The sequence below is a fragment of the Undibacterium sp. RuRC25W genome (assembly GCF_049339825.1).
Lineage (GTDB): Bacteria > Pseudomonadota > Gammaproteobacteria > Burkholderiales > Burkholderiaceae_D > Undibacterium.
Genome location: NZ_JBMPPD010000001.1, coordinates 153,495 through 178,750, shown reverse-complemented (window position 1 = coordinate 178,750; position 25,256 = coordinate 153,495). Strand labels below are relative to the sequence as shown.

At 46.0% G+C, this 25,256-nt stretch carries 19 protein-coding genes and 1 tRNA gene; 13 read left to right on the top strand and 7 right to left on the bottom strand.

Annotated elements, in window-relative coordinates; translation table 11 throughout:
* The first annotated feature begins 180 nt into the window (after positions 1–180).
* The gene (ppa, locus tag ACO0KV_RS00790; RefSeq protein WP_423038927.1) at positions 181–711 is read left to right on the top strand and encodes an inorganic diphosphatase; all 531 of its coding nucleotides are present in this window, start codon (positions 181–183) and stop codon (positions 709–711) included.
* A gap of 58 nt (positions 712–769) precedes the next feature.
* Here ppa and ACO0KV_RS00785 read toward each other — a convergent pair whose 3' ends face one another.
* Entirely contained in the window at positions 770–1,813 is a 1,044-nt protein-coding gene (locus ACO0KV_RS00785; protein WP_423038925.1) for a serine/threonine protein kinase, read from the bottom strand.
* A gap of 111 nt (positions 1,814–1,924) precedes the next feature.
* Positions 1,925–3,109 (bottom strand): GNAT family N-acetyltransferase, encoded by a 1,185-nt coding sequence (locus ACO0KV_RS00780; RefSeq protein ID WP_423038923.1) that lies wholly within the window; start codon positions 3,107–3,109, stop codon positions 1,925–1,927.
* 27 nt (positions 3,110–3,136) lie between these two features.
* Between ACO0KV_RS00780 and ACO0KV_RS00775 the strand changes: the two genes are divergently transcribed.
* From ACO0KV_RS00775 to ACO0KV_RS00765, 3 genes are read left to right on the top strand one after another with little or no spacing between them, the layout of a single operon-like run.
* Entirely contained in the window at positions 3,137–4,750 is a 1,614-nt protein-coding gene (locus tag ACO0KV_RS00775) for an NAD+ synthase (protein WP_423038921.1), read from the top strand.
* Between the two features lie 17 nt (positions 4,751–4,767).
* A complete protein-coding gene (locus ACO0KV_RS00770; RefSeq protein WP_423038919.1) occupies positions 4,768–5,106 on the top strand; it encodes a P-II family nitrogen regulator in 339 nt (112 codons plus the stop codon).
* Positions 5,107–5,141: 35 nt separating this feature from the next.
* Entirely contained in the window at positions 5,142–6,278 is a 1,137-nt protein-coding gene (locus ACO0KV_RS00765; protein ID WP_423038917.1) for an ABC transporter substrate-binding protein, read from the top strand.
* 87 nt (positions 6,279–6,365) lie between these two features.
* Here ACO0KV_RS00765 and ACO0KV_RS00760 read toward each other — a convergent pair whose 3' ends face one another.
* Both ACO0KV_RS00760 and trxB read right to left on the bottom strand, forming a co-directional pair.
* Complete coding sequence (locus tag ACO0KV_RS00760; protein ID WP_423038915.1) at positions 6,366–7,004, bottom strand: Smr/MutS family protein; 639 nt, start codon at positions 7,002–7,004, stop codon at positions 6,366–6,368.
* A 14-nt stretch (positions 7,005–7,018) separates the two neighbouring features.
* On the bottom strand, positions 7,019–7,963 hold the full coding sequence (gene trxB, locus ACO0KV_RS00755) for a thioredoxin-disulfide reductase (protein ID WP_423038913.1): 945 nt from the start codon (positions 7,961–7,963) through the stop codon (positions 7,019–7,021).
* A gap of 325 nt (positions 7,964–8,288) precedes the next feature.
* On the opposite strand from trxB, the gene ACO0KV_RS00750 reads away from it, so the two are divergent.
* The 4 genes from ACO0KV_RS00750 to serS all read left to right on the top strand — a co-directional run bounded on the left by ACO0KV_RS00750 (position 8,289) and on the right by serS (position 14,110).
* Entirely contained in the window at positions 8,289–10,622 is a 2,334-nt protein-coding gene (locus tag ACO0KV_RS00750) for a DNA translocase FtsK (protein WP_423038911.1), read from the top strand.
* A gap of 56 nt (positions 10,623–10,678) precedes the next feature.
* Complete coding sequence (lolA, locus tag ACO0KV_RS00745) at positions 10,679–11,341, top strand: outer membrane lipoprotein chaperone LolA (RefSeq protein WP_423038909.1); 663 nt, start codon at positions 10,679–10,681, stop codon at positions 11,339–11,341.
* Positions 11,342–12,661: a replication-associated recombination protein A gene (locus ACO0KV_RS00740; protein WP_423038907.1), complete on the top strand. Its 1,320-nt coding sequence runs from the start codon at positions 11,342–11,344 to the stop codon at positions 12,659–12,661.
* Between the two features lie 153 nt (positions 12,662–12,814).
* On the top strand, positions 12,815–14,110 hold the full coding sequence (gene serS, locus ACO0KV_RS00735; protein WP_423038905.1) for a serine--tRNA ligase: 1,296 nt from the start codon (positions 12,815–12,817) through the stop codon (positions 14,108–14,110).
* An 89-nt stretch (positions 14,111–14,199) separates the two neighbouring features.
* Here the strand turns inward: serS and ACO0KV_RS00730 are convergent, their stop codons facing one another.
* Positions 14,200–16,050: a GGDEF domain-containing protein gene (locus ACO0KV_RS00730; protein WP_423038903.1), complete on the bottom strand. Its 1,851-nt coding sequence runs from the start codon at positions 16,048–16,050 to the stop codon at positions 14,200–14,202.
* Positions 16,051–16,350: 300 nt separating this feature from the next.
* Here ACO0KV_RS00730 and ACO0KV_RS00725 point away from each other — a divergent pair.
* The 5 genes from ACO0KV_RS00725 to ACO0KV_RS00705 all read left to right on the top strand — a co-directional run bounded on the left by ACO0KV_RS00725 (position 16,351) and on the right by ACO0KV_RS00705 (position 21,871).
* A tRNA-Ser gene (locus ACO0KV_RS00725) sits at positions 16,351–16,440 on the top strand.
* A 361-nt stretch (positions 16,441–16,801) separates the two neighbouring features.
* Positions 16,802–17,740 carry a GGDEF domain-containing response regulator gene (locus ACO0KV_RS00720; protein WP_423038901.1) on the top strand — a complete coding sequence of 313 codons (939 nt, stop codon included), beginning with the start codon at positions 16,802–16,804 and terminating at the stop codon, positions 17,738–17,740.
* Positions 17,741–17,780: 40 nt separating this feature from the next.
* Positions 17,781–17,990, top strand: coding sequence for a hypothetical protein (locus tag ACO0KV_RS00715; protein ID WP_423038899.1), 210 nt, complete (start codon positions 17,781–17,783; stop codon positions 17,988–17,990).
* Positions 17,991–18,346: 356 nt separating this feature from the next.
* A complete protein-coding gene (locus ACO0KV_RS00710; RefSeq protein ID WP_423038897.1) occupies positions 18,347–19,552 on the top strand; it encodes a hypothetical protein in 1,206 nt (401 codons plus the stop codon).
* Between the two features lie 120 nt (positions 19,553–19,672).
* Positions 19,673–21,871 carry a tetratricopeptide repeat protein gene (locus tag ACO0KV_RS00705; RefSeq protein ID WP_423038895.1) on the top strand — a complete coding sequence of 733 codons (2,199 nt, stop codon included), beginning with the start codon at positions 19,673–19,675 and terminating at the stop codon, positions 21,869–21,871.
* Positions 21,872–22,027: 156 nt separating this feature from the next.
* Here ACO0KV_RS00705 and ACO0KV_RS00700 read toward each other — a convergent pair whose 3' ends face one another.
* Both ACO0KV_RS00700 and ACO0KV_RS00695 read right to left on the bottom strand, forming a co-directional pair.
* Positions 22,028–24,049: an ATP-binding protein gene (locus ACO0KV_RS00700; RefSeq protein ID WP_423038893.1), complete on the bottom strand. Its 2,022-nt coding sequence runs from the start codon at positions 24,047–24,049 to the stop codon at positions 22,028–22,030.
* A 24-nt stretch (positions 24,050–24,073) separates the two neighbouring features.
* Positions 24,074–24,949 (bottom strand): phosphate/phosphite/phosphonate ABC transporter substrate-binding protein, encoded by an 876-nt coding sequence (locus ACO0KV_RS00695; protein WP_423038891.1) that lies wholly within the window; start codon positions 24,947–24,949, stop codon positions 24,074–24,076.
* Between the last annotated feature and the right edge of the window lie 307 nt (positions 24,950–25,256).

Genomic DNA, 25,256 nt, shown 5'->3' with positions numbered 1-25,256 from the left:
GAAGACGGGTTCAAGGCGCGACTGACCTGAATTCTTCCAGTGTAAATTTATGATGGCAAGGTTTGCGTAAGTTCTATTCGGTAAAGTTCCTGTTTTGCGATGCACAATTCGGCACAGAAAGTCGATATAATCTCGCAAAAGAAAAATTCGTACTACTTCATACTAATGAGAAAGAGTGACATGAGCTTGAATAACGTTCCTGCAGGTCGTGATGTACCAAATGATTTCAATGTCATCATTGAAATCCCAATGAACGCAGATCCGATTAAATACGAAGTTGACAAAGAAACTGGCGCGATTTTCGTTGACCGTTTTATGGGTACTGCTATGCACTATCCTTGCAACTACGGTTATGTGCCACAAACCATCGCAGGCGATGGCGACCCAGTTGATGTATTGGTTATCACACCATTCCCACTGATTCCAGGTGTTGTTGTTCGTTGCCGCGCAATCGGCGTGCTGAACATGACGGATGAAGGTGGTGAAGATGCAAAAGTACTGGCTGTTCCAGTGGATAAAATTTTGCCAATTTATACACACTGGCAAAAGCCAGAAGATATGAATGAACTGCGCCTGCGCCAGATTCAACATTTCTTCGAACACTACAAAGATCTTGAAAAAGGTAAATGGGTTAAAGTCGAAGGTTGGGGCGGCCCTGAAGAAGCGAAAAAAGAAATTCTCGCCGGTATCGAGAACTTCAAAAAAGCTTAACGTTATTTGTTTAAAAAAAAGCGATCCACGGATCGCTTTTTTTTTGTGTTATCGAGCACTAGTGCGTCAGCTTTGAGAACGCAATGGCAGCAATGGCGACGATGACAGCAATCGCACTCAATAACAGTAAAGAATTGATACCGTTAGGTTGTTTATTGTCAGAACCTGATGCTTCTTGTGCTGCGTTTCTACCTTTTTTCTTCAATTTTTCACTTCTCGCGAGAAAGCGGTACAACGCTTGCGACATCTCCTCCGTACTTTGATAGCGTAATGATAGGTCTTTCTGCATTGCTTTCATCACAATTTTAGATAGCGAAGCGGGTACAACGGAATTGACTTCACTTGGCCATTTTGGTGACTTGTTGGCAATCTGATGTAATAGTTTATCAATATCATTGCCGTAAAACGGCTTCTGCAGGGTCAGCATTTCATACATCACCGCACCGAGTGAGTAGACGTCGGTCAGCGCGTTGACAGGCTTACCCGTTGCTTGCTCGGGTGACATGTAGTTGGGTGTGCCGAGAATGTTGTTTTTGAATAAAGTCACATCTGCTGGTTGGTTTTCATCAATTAAACGGTTGGGTGCGCGGGCAATGCCAAAATCGACTACTTTTGGATGATTGTTTGGCAATATAAAGATATTACCAGGTTTGATATCACGATGAATGACCCCATTCGTGTGTGCAATCGTCAATGCGTCAGCGATCTTTTTTATGATTGTTGCAATTTCAATAATATCAAATGTTTTCCCGTTGGCAAGTAGCTGGCGCAGGTCGTGACCTGGTAAAAATTCCATCGCAATGAATGTTGTGCCACCCTCGCTCGACGCGTCAAAGATAGTGACGATACTTGGGTGTGAGAGTCTTCCGGCTGCGCGTGCTTCATTGATGAATTGCTGTTCTCTTTGTTTTTTATCACTGGCGTTTGGAACCGTATTGAGAATCTTAATCGCTACGTCACGATCAATGACTGGATCGTGACCCCGAAATACGGTGCCAGTGGAACCGACGCCTAATTTTTCAATTAAATAAAAACGCCCCACTCGTTTATTGAGTGGGGTAACAGTAGCTTGTGCGGGAGCTTGTTGAGAATTATTTTGCATTACAGAAGGATGCCTTGAACATTGCGAAATTTCAAGTCATTGTACGTATTGGAGCTACTGATAGTCGTTACGTAAATAGTCCAAACGTTGATGGAGTAGTGTACATGCTTCTTAGACAGTCGGAGGGGTATCCTTGTCTGTAGGATTTCTATATGGCGTATGCTGATTGAGTTCATCTATATATAACTCTACGCCATTGGTCTCCCTGTTAAGAAATTGCGCAACAGCATCACTGAATTCAGGACGGGCCAGTAGATGTGCTGACCAGGTTTTTTCTGGCAAGAACCCACGTGCTATCTTGTGTTCCCCCTGCGCGCCGCCTTCAAATATGTTGATTTTTTTGCGGATACAAAGTTCGATTGCTTGATAATAAGCAGTTTCGAAGTGTAGGCAAGGGTAGGATTGCAGGCACCCCCAGTATCGGCCATAGAGCCTTTCTTCATCGTAAATAAGGAGCGACGCTGCGATTTTTTCGCCGTCTTTAACAGCAACGATCAGGAAAATATTGTCAGGCATTTCTTTTCCTATACGTAGAAAGAAAGCCAGATTTAAATAGGGTGTCGAACGATGATTGGCATACGTCAGGTCATAGCATTTTTTGAAAAAATGCCAGTCGTCATCGCTCGCGTCGCTGCCGGAGATGTGTGAAAATGAAATTCCTTGCTCGCGTACTTTGCGCCGTTCGGCTCGGATGTTTTTACTTTTTTTCGCCGACAGCGTTGTTAAGAATTCGTCGAAGTCGTGATAATTTTGGTTTTTCCAATGGAATTGCACGCCTGTCCGGATCAGAAATCCAGCATCTCGGTATAGATCGACATCTGCTTGAGGTAAAAACAACGTATGACAAGACGAGAACTGGTCTGATAATGTCATTTCTTTCTGTATGGCGATTAATATTTCTTGGACTTCAGTGTTTCTGGCGATGGCACGGCACCCAGTGACCGGGGTAAATGGAATGGCGGATAGTAATTTAGGATAATAAGAAAATCCGTAGCGTTGGTAAGCATCGGCCCACGCCCAGTCAAAGACATATTCGCCGTAAGAATGCATTTTTTGATAGAGGGGATAGGCACCAACCAGATTGTCATCATCCCAGAGAGTAATAAAGCAGGGCTGCCAGCCAGTCGCTTTACACGCGCAGTGCGTTTCGTGCAGCGCATCTAGAAAGGTATATGACAGAAACGGATTGCGCTGTAATTGCGATTGAAGTAGCGTATCCCATTGATCTCGACCAATCTCCGAAAGTGAAGTTGCAATACCCATGCGATAATGCTGGTTGATAGATGTTAATTCCATTTTTGATTCAATTCAGATTGCACGATTATGACCATTAAAGTTGCCATCGCCCAGATGAATAGCTCGGTTGGAGACCTGACCGGAAACGCAGCACAAATTTTTGACTACGTCAGCAAAGCCGCTGGGCAAGGTGCTGATATTGTTGTTACACCAGAGTTGTCGTTGGTTGGATATTCCCCCGAAGACCTGTTGTTACGCCAAGCCTTCTATAGCAAGGCACAGTATGCCTTAAATCAATTAGCTGTGCAGTTGGCGGTTTTTCCTGATGTCCACGTTTTGGTTGGATACCCTGCAGAGGTTGACGGCAAGCGTTATAACGCCGTAGCGGTGTTAGTGAATGGCGAGATTGTTGGTAGTTATTTTAAGCACAATTTGCCAAATGACATGGTTTTCGATGAAGTAAGATATTTTTCGTCGTCGTCTGAACCCTTCGTCATCAATGTCAAAGGAATCCATTTTGGTATCAATCTGTGTGAAGACACTTGGTTTAAAGAAGCGCCCCAGGCCGCTAAAAACGCCGGTGCGCAGGTGTTGCTTGTGCCGAATGGTTCACCTTTCCACATGCGCAAACAACATCAACGCATTGAAGTGATGCGTGAAAACGTTACTGCTTGCGGAATGTCCTTGGTCTATGCCAATCTGGTAGGTGGTCAGGATGAGCTTATTTTTGACGGCAATTCCTTTGTACTCAATACCAAGGGAGAGTTGGTTGCGCAGCTTGGACATTGCGAAGCTGCGTTGCAAATCGTTGAGTTTGAAGGTGCAGACCCTCAGCCAACGACGATCCAAGAATCTGGTTCGATCGAGGCGCAGATTTATCAAGCGCTGGTGCTTGGCGTCCGTGATTATGTGACAAAAAACGGTTTTCCTGGTGTTCTGTTAGGGTTGTCGGGTGGCGTCGATTCAGCCTTGACCCTTGCTATCGCGGTTGATGCGCTAGGTGCGAACAAGGTGAGGGCCGTGATGATGCCTTCTCCTTATACCGCAGATATTTCACTTTTTGACTCTCGTGATATGGTGCAGCGCATTGGTGTGCGCTATGATGAATTATCCATTGCTGCATGTTTTGATGCTTTCCGCGGGACGCTAAGTACTGAATTTTCTGGTTTGAAAGAAGATACGACTGAGGAAAATATTCAGGCGCGAATTCGTGGCACACTGTTGATGGCGATGTCCAATAAATACGGATCGATCGTGCTTACTACTGGTAATAAGAGTGAAATGGCAGTTGGTTACTGCACGTTATATGGCGATATGGCTGGCGGTTTTGCGGTCATTAAAGATATTGCCAAGACGCTTGTATACCGTTTATGTGCTTATCGAAATAGTATTTCCGACATTATTCCTGAACGCATTCTGACCCGTGCGCCGTCAGCGGAACTTCGACCAGACCAGAAGGATCAGGATTCATTGCCGCCTTATGAAGTACTGGATGCCATCATGCAGTTGTATATGGAAGAGAACAAATCGCGTGCTGAAATTGTCGCTGCTGGTTACAGCGAAGAGGATGTTGAAAGAATTACGCGTTTGATTAAAATTAACGAATATAAACGCCGTCAGGCGCCAATTGGTATTCGTATTACACATCGTGCTTTTGGGCGTGACTGGCGTTATCCAGTGACATCGAAATTCAGAGATTAAAAGAGGGAGCAAAAAAAATGAAACAAATTACTGCCGTTATTAAACCGTTTAAATTAGATGAGGTGCGTGAAGCCCTCGCTGAAGTAAACGTCACTGGTCTGACTGTGACAGAGGTAAAGGGATTTGGTCGTCAGAAAGGGCACACCGAGTTATACCGAGGTGCCGAATATGTCGTTGATTTTTTGCCTAAAATTAAAGTTGAGGTTGTTGTCGATGACAAAATTTGCGATCATGTTGTAGATGCCATTATTAAAGCGGCTCACACTGGAAAAATCGGCGATGGTAAAATTTTTGTCCAGAATGTTGAGCAGGTGATACGTATTCGTACTGGTGAAACTGGTCCGGATGCGGTCTAGTCATAGCATTGATTCGTTTTTAATTTAAGGGAAAAATGCTCATCTTGCGTACCATCATCGTCATATTATTTTTGCTCATTACGTCGACTGTCCATGCGGACAATGGCGTCACTGATCGCAAAATCGTTATCGGGCAGTCGGCCGCTTTTACCGGACCTGCTGCGCAGTTAGGAATTCAACTCAATGCAGGGGCAAAAGCATATTTTGATCATGTGAATGCTGTTGGCGGCGTATTTGGAAGAAAAATAGAAATCGTCTCTCTTGACGATAAATATGAAGCGGACATTGCAGCAGGGAATACCAAGCAATTGATTGACTCCGATGAAGTTTTTGCCTTGTTTGCATACGTCGGCACGCCGACAAGTAATGCCGCCTTGCCGATTTTTACTAAAGCTAAGGTGCCGTTTTTTGCCCCGTTCAGTGGTGCGCCATCGTTGCGTGAGCCATTTAATAAGCTGATTTTCAATGTGCGGGCAGGGTATAACGACGAGACGGAGCATCTGGTCGATCGTCTTGTGAATACTGGGCTTAAAAATATTGCTGTTTTTTATCAAAACGATGCTTACGGCAAGGCAGGTCTTGCGGGTGTGGAGCGTGCTTTAAAGAAGTTGAGTCTGCCGATTATTGAAACGGCGACAGTCGAGCGTAATAGTGTTGATGTCGCCAAAGCGGTGGATAGAATGATAGCAAAGAAACCGGATGTCATTATTCAGGTCAGTGCTTATGCTTCTTCTGCCGCTTTTATCAAAGAAATGCATAAACGAAGCTATAGTGGTCAATTCTACAATCTGTCCTTCGTTGGCAGTCAGGCATTGTCTGACGTGCTGGGTAATCAGGGGCCAGGTGTTGTGATTTCACAGGTTGTTCCATTTCCATGGTCGAACTCTAACGCTGTTGTTGCAGAATATGCAAAAGTCATGAACAAAGCAGGTGTCAAAGATTTGAACTTCTCTAGTTTGGAGGGGTTTATTGATGCCAAAATTTTCGTGGAAGGTTTGCGTCGGGCGGGGCAGAATTTGACCAGAGAGAAATTTATTGCGGCGCTAGAAACAATGAATACGAAGAATTATGACGGTGGTGGGTTTGATGTTAACTTTTCACCGACGAATCATAATGCTTCAAAATTTGTTGATATGACCGTTATCAGTAAAGATGGTAAATTTAAAGACTGATAACGTTATTTAAGATCCACAAAATAAAAAAACGAGAAGAATTCATATTCTTCTCGTTTTTTTATAGGATGTTGATGATAATGCCGTTCAAGATGCTTTGAGAAGCACAAGCAGAGCACCCGAGCCGCCATCAGCAGCAGTTGCCTGACTAAATGCAAGTACGTCGTCTTTCTGAATAAGCCAGTTTCTGACTTTATGTTTTAGAACGGGTTCTTTGTTGACTGAACCCAGTCCTTTGCCATGAATGATGCGTACGCAACGCAGACCATTCCTGTCACATTTTCTGAGAAATTCACCGAGACTATCCCGCGCCTGATCCCGTCGCATGCCGTGTAAATCAAGCTGCGCCTGAATGACCCAGTGACCTTTTCGGAGCTTACGCACGACATCGGCGCCTACACCCGCGCGGGTGTAGCTCAGATCGCCGTCTGTTTCCAGCAAAGAATCCGCATCAAATTCGTCAGACAGTGACTCTTGTAATGCCGACTGCTCGTCAGCAAGATGCTGAAACGGTATGGGTTGTGGGCGCTCGGGGATCGCCAGATGCTTTTCCGCGGTTTTAAGTCGTGCTATTTCACCAACGCTGGAGCGAAAAATATTGGCTTCAGCCGCCGCTTTTTTCTCTCGCTCCAAGCGCTCAGCTTCCAAGCGCTGGTTCTGCTCTTGTTGTTGCTTTAATTGCTGCCCCAGTGACTTGAGGTCAGCAAAGTTTTTCAGAGAAGACATTGCCTGAGTCCGTATTACTCTTCGAGGTAACGTTGCGCATCCAGTGCAGCCATGCAACCTGTACCTGCACTCGTGATTGCTTGACGATAGACATGATCCTGCACGTCGCCTGCCGCGAATACGCCAGGGATATTAGTTGCAGTCGACATACCTTCGGTGCCAGTGCGGGTTTTAATATAACCATTTTGCATTGTTAACTGGCCTTCAAATATGCTGGTGTTTGGTTTGTGGCCAATCGCAATAAATACACCGTGCAGAGGAATCGCACTGACTACGCCGTCCGCGGACTTGATATTGATACCAGTTACACCGGAGTCATCCCCAGTTACTTCATCGAGCGTGTGATTCCATTTGATTTCAACTTTACCTTCAGCTGCTTTGGCCATCAGGCGGTCGATCAGAATCGCTTCAGCGCGGAACTTGTCGCGACGATGGATCACTGTTACTTTGCTAGCGATATTGGACAAGTAGAGTGCTTCTTCTACAGCGGTGTTGCCACCCCCAACAACGGCGACTTCTTTTCCGCGATAGAAAAAGCCATCGCAGGTCGCGCAAGCGGAAACGCCTTTACCCATAAACGCTTCTTCAGTGGGAAGTCCAAGATATTGTGCAGAAGCGCCAGTGGCGATAATCAGCGAATCGCAGGTATATTCACCCTGATCACCGATCAGGCGAATAGGTTTTTCTGTGAGTTTGGTTGTGTGAATATAATCGAAGATGATTTCAGTATTAAAACGTTCTGCGTGTTGCAGGAAACGTTGCATCAACTCCGGACCCTGAACACCCAATGGGTCTGCTGGCCAGTTTTCTACATCCGTGGTGGTCATTAACTGACCGCCTTGTTCTACGCCAGTAATCAGGACCGGATTAAGATTGGCGCGTGCGGAGTAAATGGCAGCAGAGTAGCCCGCTGGACCAGAACCAAGGATGAGTACGCGAGCATGTTTTGGTGTAGACATAAGGTCACCTGCATAAAAAGTTAAACGGTAGGCTGATTAACATGCTAAATATTAATCAACACATAGTCATTGCCAATAAATGGAGTTGCAGAAAAGAAAAACAAGCATCATTTAGAGATATTAAGCGGCACTATTGAGTGATAATAATGGGCATTAATTCTTGTTTTTTACTTATCTTTTGGTCGCAAACGCTCTCAAAAGCAAATATAAGCATAAATTATAGTCTATCCCTATGAGCTTAGCTGGACGTATCACGTTTGGCGAGTCACAGCTATCATGCTATCTTGTCAGACTTTGGTTGTCTGGATGAACATTTTCCTGATTTATGACTACAAGTAACGAAGCCTATACCCGCAGTAACAAAGCGCCGCCACCGCCATTGCCAAATAAAATGGTCGTGTTGTTGATGGAGGCACGTTGGATCCTGTTTGCGGCATTAAGTATTTGTCTGATACTGGTCCTGATTTCTTACTCGAAAGCTGATCCGGGTTGGTCGCAATCAAGCGTCGTACCCAAAATTCATAATGTTGGCGGTAAATTTGGTGCTTGGTTGGCTGATGTATTGCTTTATGTGTTTGGCTTTTCAACATGGTGGTGGTGTATTGCTGGCCTAAGACAGGTCTGGCAGGCTTATCGAAAACTGGCAAGCCGGTTTTTAGTAGCAACAGAACCAGAGCACGAGGTGACGCAGACTGAGATTCTGATTCAGAAGTTTGGGTTTGCAATGCTTTTATCCGGCAGCATGGGTATTGAGTACCTGCGGATGTATTCCCTGCGCATACCCTTGCCATTGGCACCAGGCGGTGTTTTGGGAGAACTGATTGGTCGCGCATCGTTTAACGCGTTAGGGTTTACGGGGGCAACGCTGGCGTTACTGCTGGTGATGGCTCTGGGGATTAGTTTATATTTTCAGGTCTCGTGGCTGACAATTGCTGAAAAAATCGGCGCTGTTATTGAAGGTGTGTTTGTTTTTGCGAATAATAAATATGCCGATGCAGAAGACCGCCGCTTAGGACAGACCGCCGCCGTCAAGCGCGAAGAGGTTGTTGTGCAGGAACGCGCGAAAATTGTCGAGGCGCCGCCAATTCGTATCGAGCCACAAGTTGTTGCAGTGCAACGCTCCGAGAGAGTGGAAAAAGAGAAGCAGGTTTCTCTATTCAATGAACTGCCAGATACGAACCTACCGCCGCTGAATTTGTTAGATGAGGCGCCGCCAGTCCAAGAAACTGTCAGCGTACAAACGCTGGAATTTACCAGTCGTTTGATTGAGAAAAAATTATCTGATTTTGGTGTGGATGCCAAGGTCGTGGCGGCTTATCCGGGGCCAGTGGTTACCCGCTATGAAATTGAGCCAGCAACTGGAGTCAAGGGAAGTCAGATCGTCAATCTTGCTCGGGACTTGGCGCGCTCGTTGTCACTGACATCGATCCGCGTAGTAGAGACGATTCCAGGTAAAAATTACATGGGTTTGGAATTGCCGAATCCCAAACGTCAGATTGTCCGATTAACAGAAATTCTTGGTTCTAAACTATACAACGATAGTGTTTCGAGCCTGACGATTGCACTTGGTAAGGATATTGCCGGCAATCCTGTTACCGCCGATCTCGCCAAAATGCCCCACTTATTGGTGGCCGGTACGACAGGTTCAGGTAAGTCTGTTGGTATCAATGCGACGATCTTATCCTTGCTCTATAAATCAGATCCGAATGACGTACGGATGATTCTGATTGATCCGAAGATGCTAGAGATGTCGGTCTATGAAGGGATCCCTCATTTGTTAGCGCCTGTTGTAACCGATATGCGTCAAGCTGGTCACGCTCTGAACTGGGCAGTCTCCGAAATGGAGCGGCGTTACAAATTGATGTCAAAGCTTGGGGTGCGCAACTTGGCAGGTTATAACGTCAAAATCGCTGAAGCCGTTAAAAAAGAACAATTAATTCCTAATCCGTTCAGTTTGACTCCAGATGCGCCGGAACCATTAGACAAGCTGCCAACGATTGTGATTATCATTGATGAGTTGGCTGACTTGATGATGGTCGTAGGTAAGAAGGTGGAAGAATTAATCGCACGTATTGCGCAAAAAGCGCGTGCAGCGGGTATTCATTTGATTCTTGCCACACAACGTCCTTCCGTTGATGTTATTACTGGCTTGATTAAAGCAAATATTCCTACCCGTATTGCCTTTCAGGTCAGTAGTAAGATTGATTCTCGAACCATTCTTGATCAGATGGGGGCTGAGGCACTGTTGGGTATGGGTGACATGTTGTATATGCCACCGGGTACAGGTCTGCCTGTCCGTGTGCATGGTGCTTTTGTGTCCGACGAAGAAGTGCACCGTGTCGTCGAGTATTTAAAAGCGCAAGGCGAACCGAATTACATCGAAGGCATTCTTGAAGGTGGAACCCTGGAAGAGGGAGGGGAGGCGGGTGGTGCCACCGAGGGTGTTGGCGGTGGTGAAGCAGATGCGCTGTACGATCAGGCTGTTGCCATTGTATTAAAAAATCGTCGTGCCTCGATCTCCTTGGTACAGCGTCATTTACGCATAGGCTACAACCGCGCTGCACGCTTATTGGAACAAATGGAGCAAAGTGGGGTCGTATCTACCATGCAGTCCAACGGTAACCGTGAAATTTTGGTGCCAGTGGGTAACGCCGAATAATTATCGTAATGCCTCCTCGATTTCAGGGGGGGTATTGGAAGCAGATAGGAAATAGTGTGAAGAAGAAAAGCAATATTTTGCGTCAATTTGTAACCACAGTCTTCGCTGCCAGTGCCATGCTGGTCGGCTCTACTTGCGCTTATGCCTCGGCTGTTGAGCAATTTAAAGCCTTTGTTAATAGCTCAAAGACCGCTAAAGGCGATTTTGTGCAGCAACAAGTCAAGGTAGTGGATGGCACACCTAAGATTACTAAATCCTCCAGCGGCATATTTTTATTTGCGCGTCCTGGAAAATTTATCTGGACTTATCAAAAACCTTACGAGCAGCTTCTTCAGGCAGATGGCGATAAACTCTATATTTACGATAAAGACTTAAATCAGGTCACCGTCAAAGAGATCGGCAATACACTTGGTTCCAGTCCAGCAGCCATTTTGTTTGCTGGTTCCGGTACAGCAGATCTGGAAAAAAACTTTACCCTCAAAGACATAGCAGACAAGCAAGGGATGGAATGGCTGGAGGCGACTGCTAAAGCGAAAGACAGTCAATTTGAGCATATTGGTATCGGCATGAAAGACGGCGTGCCGTATGCGTTGGAATTGCGTGATAGCTTTGGTCAAGCGTCATTAATTACACTCAAAAATGTCCAAAAAAATCCTGCGTTCAAAGCAGATCAGTTTAAATTTGTCGTTCCTGCTGGTGCGGATGTGTTCCGCCAATAAATGAATACCACGAGTAATAAAAACGCTTATAAGCAGTCACCTCTGGCAGAACGCATGCGTCCGTCAACGTTGCAAGATGTCATTGGTCAGCAGCATTTGCTCGGGGAGGGTAAGCCATTACGCCTTGCTTTTGCTTCGGGTGAGCCACATTCTATGATTTTGTGGGGACCGCCAGGTGTCGGTAAGACGACGCTGGCACGATTGATGGCTGATGCCTTTCATTGTGAATTTATCGCCTTGTCCGCCGTGCTGTCGGGGATTAAAGATATCCGCGAAGCTGTGGAGCGTGCGCAAATTCTGCAGGCAAATTCTAGTCGTCGAACGATTTTGTTTGTCGATGAAGTACATCGTTTCAACAAAAGTCAGCAAGATGCATTTTTGCCGCATGTCGAGAGCGGCTTGTTCACTTTTATTGGTGCCACGACGGAAAATCCATCCTTTGAGGTCAATAGTGCGCTGTTGTCGCGTGCTTCTGTCTATGTTTTAAAATCACTGACGGATGACGACCTTGCTGAGATGGTTGATCGCGCGTGCGAGCGTGAGTTAGGTGGCCTGCAAATCACACCAGAAGCCAGATCCAGTCTGGTTGCCAGTGCCGACGGCGATGGTCGTAAATTGCTCAATAATCTCGATATCGTCGCCCATGCGGCGGCCGCGAAGCACGTCCGTATCATCGATCCAGTTTTGCTGAGCGAATGTCTGGGCGACGCACTACGCCGGTTTGATAAAGGCGGTGATGCCTTTTACGACCAAATTTCTGCGCTGCATAAATCGGTACGTGGTTCCAGTCCAGATGGTGCGTTGTACTGGCTGGTGCGGATGCTCGACGGCGGTGCGGATCCGCGCTATCTGGCGCGGCGTATCATTCGTATGGCGGCAGAAGATATCGGTTTGGCTGATCCACGCGCATTACGAATCACCCTCGATGCCGCCGAAACCTACGAGCGTCTCGGCTCGCCTGAGGGAGAACTAGCGCTGGCAGAAGCGGTGGTCTACCTTGCCTGTGCCGCGAAGTCGAACGCCGTCTACAAGGCCTACAATGAAGTCCGAGCGCTGGTGGCCAAGGACAAATCACGCGTCGTGCCTGAGCATTTACGGAATGCGCCAACCAAACTCATGAAAGAACTGGGATACGGCAAGTTATACCGCTACGCGCACGATGAGCCCGATGCCTACGCCGCTGGTGAGACCTATCTCCCTGAAGGATTACACAATCACTCTTGGTACCGTCCTGTTCCTCGGGGTATGGAAATCAAAATCGGTGAAAAATTGGCGTATTTGCGACGTCTGGATGAGGATGCGTCAAAGTCATCATTGTGAATGAGTTGCTAAAAGATCCTCTGTCACGGAAAACACTCCGCTCGCGTCGTTGTCGTGATTTTCCGTTTCCTCTACTATAAATTTGGGCGAAATACCCTGAGCTTGTTACAATAGCTAATTCGCTCCATTTCAAATACTTGGCATTAAATTACTATGATAGACATTCAACTCCTGCGCAAAGACATTGATAGTGTTGCTGCACGCCTGGCAACCCGCAAATTTCAGTTAGATGTGACAACTTTTAATACCCTCGAAGCTGAGCGTAAGCAAATCCAGTCCCGCACCGAAGAGTTACAAGGCAAACGTAATACTTTGTCTAAGCAAATTGGTATGCTCAAAGGTAAAGGCGAAGATGCTTCTGCGGTGATGGCCGAAGTGGGCGGCATTGGTGACGAACTCAAAGCGTCTGAAGTGCGTCTGGCTGAAGTGCAGCAAAGTATGACTGCGTTTTTGCAGGCCATTCCTAACCTGCCGCATGAATCGGTGGTTGTCGGTAAAGATGAATCTGCCAACGTCGAAGTACGTAAAGTGGGAACGCCACGCAGCTTTGATTTTGAAGTCAAAGATCACGTTGATATTGGCGCTGCGTTGGGTCTCGATTTCGACACAGCAGTCAAACTGACTGGCTCCCGTTTCTCGGTCATGAAGGGCGGTATGGCACGTCTGCACCGTGCATTGGCGCAATTCATGCTCGACATACAGACCACCGAAAACGGCTACACCGAAGTCTACACCCCCTATATGGTCAATGCTGATTCTATGCGCGGTACAGGTCAGTTGCCGAAGTTTGAAGAAGACTTGTTTGCAGTAAAAAAAGGTGGTCAAGAAGGTGAGGGCGAAACCCTGTACCTGATCCCAACTTCAGAAGTCACATTGACTAACACCGTTCGTGATGAAATCGTTGCAGCAGATGCGTTGCCAATCAAGTTAACGGCGCACACCCCATGTTTCCGATCAGAAGCCGGTAGCTATGGTCGTGACACCCGTGGCATGATCCGTCAGCATCAGTTTGATAAAGTGGAAATGGTGCAAATTGTTCATCCTGATCACTCCATGGCCGCACTCGATGACATGGTTAGCCATGCTGAATCCGTCTTGAAAAAACTAGCGTTACCTTACCGTGTTGTCAGCTTGTGCACTGGCGATATGGGCTTTGGTGCTGCAAAAACATTCGATCTGGAAGTTTGGTTGCCAGCGCAAAACACCTACCGTGAAATTTCGTCGGTGTCTAATATGGAAGCATTTCAGGCGCGTCGTATGCAAGCCCGTTTCCGTAACGCGCAGGGTAAGCCTGAGATGGTACATACTCTCAATGGCTCTGGTTTGGCTGTTGGTCGTACTTTGGTTGCTGTGTTGGAAAACTACCAGCAGGCGGACGGCTCAGTGGTGATTCCAGAAGTCTTGCGTCCTTACATGGGTGGCATTGAGAAGCTCCAGCCTGTCGCATAATCAGAGCACCAGGCTCTCTGTTTCATCAATAATCCCGCGCGACTTAGCGGTGTGACTTTAAAAAGTTATGCTAAGTGATGCGGGATTTTTTATTTGACACAACTCAATTCTGACTCTGCGCGCCGGTCGATAAATAAGCTGTTTCCGTGGATTTTTTTGGCTTGTTTCTTTGCGTCAGAAGCAGCCAGTGAAATTTGATGATGTGAATAAAATCGGTTTTGACTTGATTTTACAACGCCCAGAGAAAGTGATACGAGGGGATAAAATACTTTTTTACCCTGGCGATCTTCGCTCAGGTAGCCACCGCGCTCGCGGTCTTCATTGCTATAAAAGTGTTGAATTTCACGTTCAAATGTCTGCAAAATGTCCTCGCAGCGTTGCTCCCAATTTTCACTGCGGAATAAAATGATAAAGTCATCACCGCCGATATGCCCAATGAAATCCACCTGAGGATCACAATGTTGCTTCAGAATCTCGCTGGTTAATTGGATGATGTCGTCGCCACGTCGATAACCATAGACATCATTGAATGGCTTGAAATGATCTAGGTCACAGTAGCAGGCGCTAAATGTTTGTTTCTTTTCTAGCATCTGATCAATGTGCTGATTGATCGGCACGTTGCCCGGTAATTGCGTGAGCGGATTGGCGTAACGTGCGGCGGTAATCTGCATTTGTGTGATTTCACGCATCAAATCTGGCCCCGTGCAGATGCCAATATATTTCCCTTGATCCGTAATGATAATGCCGTTGATGAGGTGGTCAGGATTTGTCTCTACGATAATGTGACTCACGTCCTGCATACTCGTATTTTTGTCTACCACCACAGCATGCGCATCCATAAATACTTTGCAGGATTTTTTGCCATAGAGTTCGCGCTGGTAGGGACGTGCAAAACGATCAATCATATGGTATCTGTTGATGATTCCAACGGGAATGCCGTGATCAACAACTGGCAAGATTTGTAATTTTGGATTTTGTAAAAAAATATCATCCACCTGATTATTAAGCATCGTCGATGGAATAGTAGGTGATGTTTTAAGGATCTTTTCGACCGCGATTGTTTGCTCGAATCCTGCTGAATTTTTACGGGGTGTCTGGGCATTATTTGCAGTAAGGGCCTTAGCAACCTCAGCCGAAATCGCACGGGTAGGGGTTGGGTGCGGCCTTGCAATGTGATAGCCCTGGCCGCATGCAACGCCGAGTTCGCGAACTGTCAATAACTCAGCCTGCGTTTCTATTCCTTCAGCGATTACCCTCGTGCCCGATTTTTCGGCAATAGATTGAATCGAACGTACAAACTGCGCCTTTACAGGATCGTGGTCGATGCCCTGAATAAAGTGCATATCGATTTTGACATAATCCGGCTTCAACTCTGACCATAGACGTAGACTAGAAAATCCTTCACCCAAATCATCAATGGCAATTTCAAAACCCATTTCACGATAATGAAACACGGCATCGCATAACAGCCCATAGTCATGCGTTGGCTGGTATTCGGTGAGTTCAATGATAACGCGATCAGGGTTAATTCCTAATTGGTGAATGTAATCGAGGGTCTCGCCATAACGCACATCACGCTGGATGAGGCATTCGGGACTGACGTTGAGGAATAATTTGCCTGGCAGTTTTTGTTCCGCGAATTGTTCAAGGACGACACGGCGACACAAATGCTCCACGGTCACCGTTAGCTCGTTTTCAGACGCAGCCTTAAACAAATTGATAGGGGAGTGCAGTGGGCTATCTGATGGGCCGCGAATTAGGCCTTCGTAGCCCAAAATATCGCCATTATGCATTTCTACAATGGGCTGAAAGCGCGCGGTCAATAACCGTTGCTCGATAATCCGCTGCAATTGTGCTAGCACCGTATATCCATGCGAATGATCAGTCGCAGAGAAGTCCGGTTGTACGGTTGCCGTGTCGTGCTGAAAAAGATTGGGCATGTAATCTTCTGCCAATACACTATCCATTGAAGCTCATTCCTAAAAGACAAAGACCCGTGCTTCATGTGTCATTGAGGCGTTGTTGGCGGGTGTTTTTTGACTATAGTTAAAAATTGTTACAACTTCATGTCAAAGTTGTTTTGTGGCAATAATTAAATTGTTGCAGTCTGTAAATGTAATTTTTATTGAGTAATGCTCAATCCGTCACTCCAAAGTATAGATTGCAATGACAGCACGCTAGGAAAGCGTAGATTTCTTTGCTATAATCGAAGGCTTCGTTTTACACGAACGACCAAAGTCGGAGGGGTGGCAGAGTGGTTGAATGTACCTGACTCGAAATCAGGCGTACTGTAACAGGTATCGGGGGTTCGAATCCCCCCTCCTCCGCCAATATTCATGCGGGTTTCCGCTGATTTAAGAAGATCGCTAAATGCGATCTTTTTTCTTTTGTGGCGGTAGAAAGTGGTCATCTGCCTCTTACCTCAAAAATAGTCTTCTTGAACCTCGCTAAGGGGGTCTTGCTGTATCAATTTTGCATAAGCTTATCTTTGCGCCTAAAGTAATGAGGTCAACGTTATAGTTCCTTTGCTCAAAAGAAATACGTTGTGTTAATCTACATTGAAATTTGTCACATGCTGCAAGTTAGTCGTTCAACCTCGTCAAGGAGCGTTGGGGAAGACCATCAAGCATCACAATTCAAATTTGGATTTGAAACTATAATTGGTGACGGTAGTAGTGTAAGTGAGATGTTATGAAAATATTATTGGTTGAAGATTCTCGCACAGTCACGCAACTAATGACGGCTAGACTGTCTAGTTATGGACACGAAGTCGTACATGCCGAAAATGGTAAAGTTGCAATTGAAAAATTTGAAGCGACTTCGCCTGATCTTGTGTTGATGGATATTGAAATGCCCGTGATGAACGGTTTTCAATCAACCAATGAAATCCGTGAACTAGAAACGCAAAAGCAATGGGCATGGACCCCTATTATATTTTTGACTTCATCTGATACCGTCAATAATTTAGTGACTGCGATTGAATCTGGTGGTGATGATTTCATGTCTAAATATACCCCAGAGCCGGTGTTAAACGCCAAGATGAAAGCGATGGGGCGGATTGCTTCTCTGCGGCATAAATTATCTATAGCAAATGAAAAATTACAAAGCCTTGCTGATCATGATGGTTTGACGGGCTTATTGAATCGTAGAAGCTTGGATTTAAAAGTATCTCAGTTTTGGCTTGACGCAATTGCAAATGTAAATGCATTTTCTGTGCTCATGATTGATATCGATTATTTTAAAAAATACAACGATCAATATGGACATCAAGCAGGCGATCATTGTTTGCAAAATGTCGCAAAAGCACTTGAATCAGCGGTGAGTAATGGTAATAGCAGCGGAATTACCAAGTGCGCTTTCGTCGCTCGCTATGGAGGGGAAGAATTTGCGGTAGTTATCCCAGGAGCGCCAAAAGAAGCGGTTATTCAATTGTCTCAATCAATCATCGATGTTGTCCGTAACCTGTTGATCCCAAATGAAGCGAGTGTAGAGGGGGCGAAGGTAACAATTTCAATTGGCGGAGCCCATGTCGAAAGAGCATTGGGTGATGTAGAGAATGTGTTCCGTTTGGCGGATTCACATCTATATCAAGCAAAAAAGGATGGAAGAAACCGTATGGTTGTAACATAGGTAATCAAGATCCTCTCTGAGCATCTTTCGACTTGCAGCCATGAATTCATCTGGTGTGACCACGACGATCATTGGGTCTGATGCTGCTTATGCAAAAGCGCTTGCTCCACTAGTTACAACTATTACACATGTTACAGTCAATACCCCTGTTCAGACACAAGGGTTAAAGCTCATCATCGCGGTTGAATCTTCGTTTTACACTGAACCAGATCTAGCGATTCTATGCCTAGTCAGCGCACCAACAAAGTGAGGCACTTTGATCTGGATACCGTCGATGGCACATTCATCGATCAACAATCATTCCAAGCGAGTCTTGTGCGTCAGAATATTGATGGTGATTTGATTTGCGGGATCAGTAGATGTGGATGCACATTCGTGTTTTATTTGATAAAAATACCGTATCGATTATTTGTATAAGGATCGCTATTTATGTCTTCTCCTTTGCCTAAGACCACGACGAGATCCATTGATCTGCCCACGATCGCTACGGACTTGCTGCCGATCTCTGATATACCGCGGCAATTGACTATAAGACAAAAAATAGCTGTTCTGTTGAGCATCTGTGTCGGCATTACTGCTTTTTTTACCTATCATAGCTATCTCCATATGATAGATATAACAGGAAAAGAAACGGTACCGTCGATTATTGCGGCCGAGCAGATACGTACCGGTCTCGCTCGTGCACATACGCAGATTGCCAACTTATTTTTATTAAAGGAAGCGGCCGATGGCCCTTCAGGTCTTGCCTATATGGCGGCAATTAATCAGGCGCATGATGACCTGTTGACTGTTGCGCAGAACATTACTTATGGCAATGAAGAGCGGGCGCCTATTCTAGCTGCGATGAGGCAATTATCAGACTATGAGCGCTTAGTGGGGATGGCCTTAGTTAGCAAGGAGTCCAATGGGTTAATTCTCAAGGCCGATGCATTGATGCGTGAACGTCTGCTTCCCTCTGTTTCGATGCTTGAACAGGTCAATTTTAGGCATTTAACGACCAGCTACAAAGACGAGTTGCGCGACGCAAAAACTTATTTTTTTGCATTTTTATTGTTCTCTGTGATGTTGCTTGTAGTGATGGTCGAGACGCAGATAAAACTATACAGCGACTTTAAACGCATCCTTAATCCACCGCTATTTTTAGGCATGTTGATGTTGTTGGTCGGTGTATTTTTGATGGTGGTTAAAGTGATAGCGTTGAATGCTGATTTGCATACGGCAAAAGCGGATGCATTTGATTCTGTGCATTCCCTGACCGAGGCACAGTCGATTGCATACTCGGCGAATGCGCAAGAGAGTATCTATCTTTTGATGCATGGTCACCCTTCACAGGGACAGCAAACTAATTTATTCATAGCAAAGGTAAATCAGATTTTTGATACAAGGATCGGTGTTGCCTCCGCTTTGATTGCCCAACCTAATGTTCTCAAGGCGCATGGATTTCTTGGGGACGAGTTAGCGAATATTACTTTTCCGGGAGAGCATCAGGCGATTGCGGAAAGTTTAAAAACGTGGGCCGAATATGTCGCAATTGATACACAAATCCGTCGTCTTGAGTCTGCCGGTCAACATGAGCAAGCGGTTGCGCTAGGCGTTGGCAAGCTGGAGCACCAGAGTGATTGGGCATTTGATCATTTTGTTCAAGCTTTAACTAAGGCAATAAAAATCAATCAGAGTGCATTTGATGCGGCGATTAAGCGGGCTACCAATGCCCTTGAGATCATGAAGTACCTGTGGTTGACGCTATTATTCGTGCCGCTAGTCGGTAGCTTTATCGGTATTGAACATCGTTTGTCGGAGTATCGCGAGTGAGTGATGTGGGCGACTTGTTCTCATCGACACCGATGTCAATGAATGCTCAGATTCGGATCGCCCGTTATGTCTTGATCTGCTAGGGTTAAACTTTTGCTTGTAAAACGTTGAGGTGATGTTATGACTCCGTCCTGTCAATATTGTCGTGGTGTTGTTGTCGATGATGTCTGTCAATACTGTGGTAAGTCCGCAGTTAAGGCCTTGTTTACTGAAGTGACTGGTGACTCGGAGGTGAGATCTTCTGTGGCTCGATCTTCTGTTGGTACGCCCGGACGTTTTCCTCCAATCAATCAGACCACGAGGCTTACCATTAGGACGAATCGCTTCACGGTAACGTATCCCGCGCGTCCAGTGACACACCATAATATCCTCGGTGGTGGGCTCATATCGCTACCAGACCTGCCTAATCAGGATCCGTTAACACTACTCATAACGGATCCTGAGGTGCCAGCGCATAAGCTGCGCTGCCCACAATGCGATGCCAAGGTCAATGTTACCAAAGGATTTTGCCTCTCTTGCGGTGCGCCATATGATTTTGTGGTTAGATTGAAAGCAGGCGACGTGATCGCTGAAAAATATGAAATCAAAGGGCCAATTGCATTTGGTGGTCTGGGATGGATTTATCTTGGTTGGGATCTAGTGCTGCAACGATGGGTTGTGCTCAAAGGTCTATTGAGCGCAAATGATGCGGCAAGTGCAGCTGTTGCCGTAGCAGAGCGCCGTTACTTGGTTGCGATTAAGCATCCCCAAATTGTCGGTATCTATGATTTTATTAGTCAGGGTGCGGAAGGTTTTATCATTATGGAATATGTGGGTGGTCAAACTGTCCATCGCTTGCGCAAGCAGCGCGGACCGTTACCAGTGACAGAAGCTATTTCATATATTCTGGGTATTCTGCCAGCATTTTCTTATTTGCATAGGCAAGGTTTGGTTTACTGTGACTTTAAGCCTGATAACATCATGATTGAGGCCGGTGATGTTAAATTGATTGATATGGGCGCTATACGGAAGATTGGTGACACCAGTGGTGCCGTCTATGGGACGATAGGCTTCTCAGCGCCGGAAGCGCGTAGCGATCCGATTGCTGTCTCAGACTTATATACGTTGGGGCGCACGCTTGCCCTGTTGGTTATGGATTTTAAATTCTCGTCGGACTATGAATTGACATTGCCATCGCCTGAGGAATTTGAAGTTCTGGCCGACAATGCGTCTTTGTACCGTTTTTTGTTACGCGCTACGCATATAGATCCCGATGTACGTTTTCAAACGGCGGACGAGATGTCCGATCAGTTATACGGTGTACTGCGAGAAGTAGTGGCCTTGCAATCAGGCCCAAAGCCTGCGGATAGCAAGATATTTACTGGTGATCGATTAGTGTATGCAACAGCCAAAGAGTTAGCGACAGAGATTAACCCGTTAGCACTGCCAAGTCCACGCGTCAGAATCGATGATAAAGCTGCGGGGGAAGTTATTTGCATCTTGAGTCTGATGAGTGTTCAAGATCAGCTCAGTGAATTGCAGGCACTCGTGATGAAATATGGAGATAGGGTGGTAGAACCCCGCTTACGATTGGTTGAACTATTGATTGCGCACCCGTTATTACTTCCTACTGAGCGAGCTAGCGTGATTGACTCGACCTTGATAGAACTCGAACAGGCTAACCCGTTTGATTGGCGACCAAGTTGGTATCATGGGGTTTATTGGATCACCCAGAATGAGGGGCTTAAAGCATTACCCTATTTTGAGCGATGTTATTTTGAAATGCCTGGCGAACTTGCACCGCGTTTAGCAATGGGTTTTGCGGCTGAAATAGCTAACGACATTGGGCTTGCCTTGCCATATTACGACCGCGTTGGCCGAGTTGATCCGTCCTATGTCACAGCGCACTTCGGGGCTGCACGTTGTCATGCAAAAGCTGGTCGTTTGACGGCGGCTCTTCACATCTTAAAACGTGTTTCCGATAATCACGCTTTGCATACACAGACCCAACTCTGCGTTGGAGAAATGTTGTTGGCCTATCCGCATACGGTCGATATTGACGTCATGCTAATCGCCGAAACAGCGATCCAATCGGTGCTTGGTGCCGGTGGTTCAGTGTTTCAGATAGCTGGTCGGCTGATGAATCTCTTGGTTGAACGCACCAACAGTGAAAGTTGGCCGGCGAATACAACATTTTTGGGGGCGGAATATACCGAACAATCACTCAGGAACGCGGCTGAGGGACAATTCAGGCAGGCAGCTAAATTGGCAGTAACTGAGGCTGAACGCCATTATTGGGTTGATCAGGCAAATCGTGTCCGTCCCGTCACTTTATTTTGATCGCCTTAAGAGTTCTCATCACTGGGTAGTGTGGGCGTTTGATGGATTATGCAAACAACCAAGGCAGTCATGACAAGATTGCTGCGATAGCACATCACTACGTTGCAGCTAAAGCGGCGCATTGATTAATGTTGGTTCCTGAGCTGCAGCCAACTTCTAAGATTGCATAGCGATCGTATTTAATACATCGTACAAGACCTGACGATTCACTGGTTTCGTCAGGTAGCCGTCGAGACCTGCTTCGATGGCTTCTTGCTGTTCGCTTGCCATTGCTGATGCCGTCAATGCGAAGATAGGGATTTTTCTTTCACGTTTTGTTTGTGCCTCGATACGGCGAATTTCACGGGTTGCGTCTAATCCGCCCATTACTGGCATTTGCATGTCCATTAAAATCAGATCAAAGTGACCTTCTTGCCATAGCTTAATGGCCTCGTCACCATTATTGGCGATGCTGCATGCATGCCCTTGTCGGGTGAGTAGGTTAAGCATCAGGCTTTGATTAATGGCATTGTCTTCCGCGATTAAAATATCCAATTTGGGTATCTGTATATTCTCAGCAGTTCGTAAAGCTGCCTTTGAATAAGCCATTTCTGCAGTCGGTAAAAGTACCGGTAAATCCAAGGTGAACTGACTCCCTTTTCCGGGGTGGCTGATAAGGCGAATACTACCCCCCATGAGTTGGGCAAGTTTGTTGCAGATACTTAACCCTAAGCCTGTCCCTCCAAAGCGTCGGGTAGTTGAAATATCCTGTTGGGAGAAAGCATCGAAGATACGTTTTTGTTCCGATACGGGAATGCCAATCCCTGTGTCGGTAACGCTGATGCGCAATCTTTTTGGTGCTTCAGCGCTAACCTGAGCAGACAAGGTGATATGTCCTGTGTCGGTAAATTTAATCGCATTACTTAGCAGGTTGTTGATGATCTGCGTAAGTCTGACGGGGTCACCCAGAATAAATTCAGGCAAGCTAGCGTCAATCTCTTTGATGAGTACGATATTTTTCTTTTGAATGGTAAATTCAGCCGTTCTACTCAAATCCTGAAGTAGGCTGACGATAGAGATAGGAATCGATTCAACTTCTATTTTGTCCGCTTCAATTTTACTAAAATCAAGAATATCGTTAATGATCACGAGCAGATGGTCAGCGGAATACTTTGCCATCCCCAAAAATTCCTTTTGTCTTTGATCTAGTGGGGTCTCCAAACAAAGCTCGATCATGCCTGTGATGCCGTTCATCGGTGTGCGAATTTCGTGACTCATATTCGCAAGGAAAGTGCTTTTGGCTTGGTTAGCGTGTTCAGCGTTTTCTTTTGCGATAACCAGTGCCGTACGGGATTGCTCGCCCTCTGCAATCAAGTCTTCGATAGTCGTGAGGATGACTGCGATATTTTGATCTTCAAGTGGCTTTTCGGCGCTCTCAGGTAGCAGGCTGATGAGAATCTGTCGGAGCGAATGCAGTGTATTTTCCCGTTCTGCTAATTCATTTCGCAGTTGGGATGCGGTATTTTGTAATCGCAGGAGTGTCTGACGAACTTCGATCGGTGCTTTGCTGATGAGTTCTTCATTTTCAAGGTCGCGTCCCTCGATCATGCCTAATTCTAATACCCGGCTTTCTTTTAGTTTGCCGAGCCAGCTTTGTAGAGGAAACCAGATTAGCACTAGGCCCCCGACAAAACCCGCTAAGCACAGCGCCAGAGCGACCTGCATCATTTTCCACATGCGGTTGGCAATGTGTAGGTTATCAAAGCTCAGGCGTAAGACACCGTAATCAACACCGCCAACTTTAATGATCGTGTTGTCATCAAACAAGTGATCGTTGACCCGTGTTGTAATCCATGAAGGGATATAGTCATGCTCGTCGGTCGATTTTTCTCGGCTACTAACAAAACCCTGCTGAAGTGGAATAAACTTTGCCGACAGAAAGTTGGGGCTGACGATCATATGATCGAGGGTACGCTTAATCGTATCGAAATCACCGATAACGGCGCTGTCTGATATGCTGTTCGATGCCACTTCCAGCATGGTTTCGGCGGATTCCTGTACATCTTCAATTTCTTGGGTGAACCGCGTTTCAAAATAGAGCACCACACCAGCGCACATGAACGCCAACCACGTCACCGTGTAAAGCGCGTAGACACGCAATACCAGTGATTGTGGAAGGAAATATTTTAAAAGACGCAAATCAGCCTCTTAGTTGATGTGAAATTAACGCAAACTGGCTGGAAGTGTTTGGAAAAACTTCTTGTAGTTCGCATATTCACTGCCATCGGATGGGATGAAGTAAATGTTATCGGTCAATCCTATCTTGGCAGATGCTTGCTTGAGAACGACTTTACCTTCTGGATCATCTTTCATGCCGAAGAAAGCCGCAGAGATTGCTTTAAGATCGGCAGGATTGACATTATTGGATGCCATCAGAGCAAGGTCGTAATAAGGTTCGGATTTCCAAATTACGTGAAACTTTTTCTTTTCACGGTTGGTGTAACTCTCAATGAGTTGAGAATTGCCTCCAACGGCTTGCACCTGGCCAGCAAATAACTGTGCAAAAGCACCGTTTTGGTTGCCGCCAAAAACAACATTGACCTTAACTTGTTGACTCATTAGATATGCCATTGGCACTTTATAAGCAATTAAAGCTTCAGGTCCCGGAAACGCCATATCTTTTCCATCAAGTTGAGAGATGGATGTAATCGTCGAACCCTCTGGAACCACAATTTCACCAGAAACAGGGGGGAGGTTGCGGCGTCCGAACGTTTTCCAGCCTAATTTTTCGCGCTCTGCTGAGAATAGATGGTTGGTAAATGCAAAATCAACCTCTCTTGCCAAAACGTAGCTGGTGGTATCGGCAGAGGTGCGGCCGATCTTCAGAATCAGTTTAACGCCACTTTTTTCTGAGACGTAGCTAATGATTGGATTCCAGTAAGCTGCGGTAAGGTTGATATCGTACTGGTTGACAGGCGAAAACCGATATATCGTGGTACCTGCGTTGGCATAGAGGCCATTTAGCGCTAACAGTCCCGTACTTACCCATAAAATCAATCGCCTTATGTGGACGTTGCGCAAAGCGGTATTGTTCGACATAGTGGCCTCAATGGAGTGGCGGTTGTGGTTGAATGGTTCTTTGTGCGATTTGCTATGATTATAGATAGTTTAAGAGTGATTTGCGGTAAAGGAATAAAATTTGCATTTTTTTCACTTATTGGTACCTATTCGTACTTATTTGTACCTCATTTTGCCTATTTGTCCCTCAATGTTCTGCGCGGAACGGAGGGTGTGAAGCTTTCTGCTTCGTATGTGGTAAGGTGGATTTGCTGATGAACGGCTACAATGTTCACCCATTCACTTGCTTTACCCATTTTGTGTCGACATTTAATACTGAATATTTTCG

Bases quoted from the DNA above. Each gene is read 5' to 3' on its own strand.
- ppa (WP_423038927.1), top strand. From the start codon at position 181: ATGAGCTTGAATAACGTTCCTGCAGGTCGTGATGTACCAAATGATTTC.
- ACO0KV_RS00785 (WP_423038925.1), bottom strand. From the start codon at position 1,813: ATGCAAAATAATTCTCAACAAGCTCCCGCACAAGCTACTGTTACCCCA.
- ACO0KV_RS00780 (WP_423038923.1), bottom strand. From the start codon at position 3,109: ATGGAATTAACATCTATCAACCAGCATTATCGCATGGGTATTGCAACT.
- ACO0KV_RS00775 (WP_423038921.1), top strand. From the start codon at position 3,137: ATGACCATTAAAGTTGCCATCGCCCAGATGAATAGCTCGGTTGGAGAC.
- ACO0KV_RS00770 (WP_423038919.1), top strand. From the start codon at position 4,768: ATGAAACAAATTACTGCCGTTATTAAACCGTTTAAATTAGATGAGGTG.
- ACO0KV_RS00765 (WP_423038917.1), top strand. From the start codon at position 5,142: ATGCTCATCTTGCGTACCATCATCGTCATATTATTTTTGCTCATTACG.
- ACO0KV_RS00760 (WP_423038915.1), bottom strand. From the start codon at position 7,004: ATGTCTTCTCTGAAAAACTTTGCTGACCTCAAGTCACTGGGGCAGCAA.
- trxB (WP_423038913.1), bottom strand. From the start codon at position 7,963: ATGTCTACACCAAAACATGCTCGCGTACTCATCCTTGGTTCTGGTCCA.
- ACO0KV_RS00750 (WP_423038911.1), top strand. From the start codon at position 8,289: ATGACTACAAGTAACGAAGCCTATACCCGCAGTAACAAAGCGCCGCCA.
- ACO0KV_RS00740 (WP_423038907.1), top strand. From the start codon at position 11,342: ATGAATACCACGAGTAATAAAAACGCTTATAAGCAGTCACCTCTGGCA.
- serS (WP_423038905.1), top strand. From the start codon at position 12,815: ATGATAGACATTCAACTCCTGCGCAAAGACATTGATAGTGTTGCTGCA.
- ACO0KV_RS00730 (WP_423038903.1), bottom strand. From the start codon at position 16,050: ATGCCCAATCTTTTTCAGCACGACACGGCAACCGTACAACCGGACTTC.
- ACO0KV_RS00720 (WP_423038901.1), top strand. From the start codon at position 16,802: ATGAAAATATTATTGGTTGAAGATTCTCGCACAGTCACGCAACTAATG.
- ACO0KV_RS00715 (WP_423038899.1), top strand. From the start codon at position 17,781: ATGAATTCATCTGGTGTGACCACGACGATCATTGGGTCTGATGCTGCT.
- ACO0KV_RS00710 (WP_423038897.1), top strand. From the start codon at position 18,347: ATGATAGATATAACAGGAAAAGAAACGGTACCGTCGATTATTGCGGCC.
- ACO0KV_RS00705 (WP_423038895.1), top strand. From the start codon at position 19,673: ATGACTCCGTCCTGTCAATATTGTCGTGGTGTTGTTGTCGATGATGTC.
- ACO0KV_RS00695 (WP_423038891.1), bottom strand. From the start codon at position 24,949: ATGTCGAACAATACCGCTTTGCGCAACGTCCACATAAGGCGATTGATT.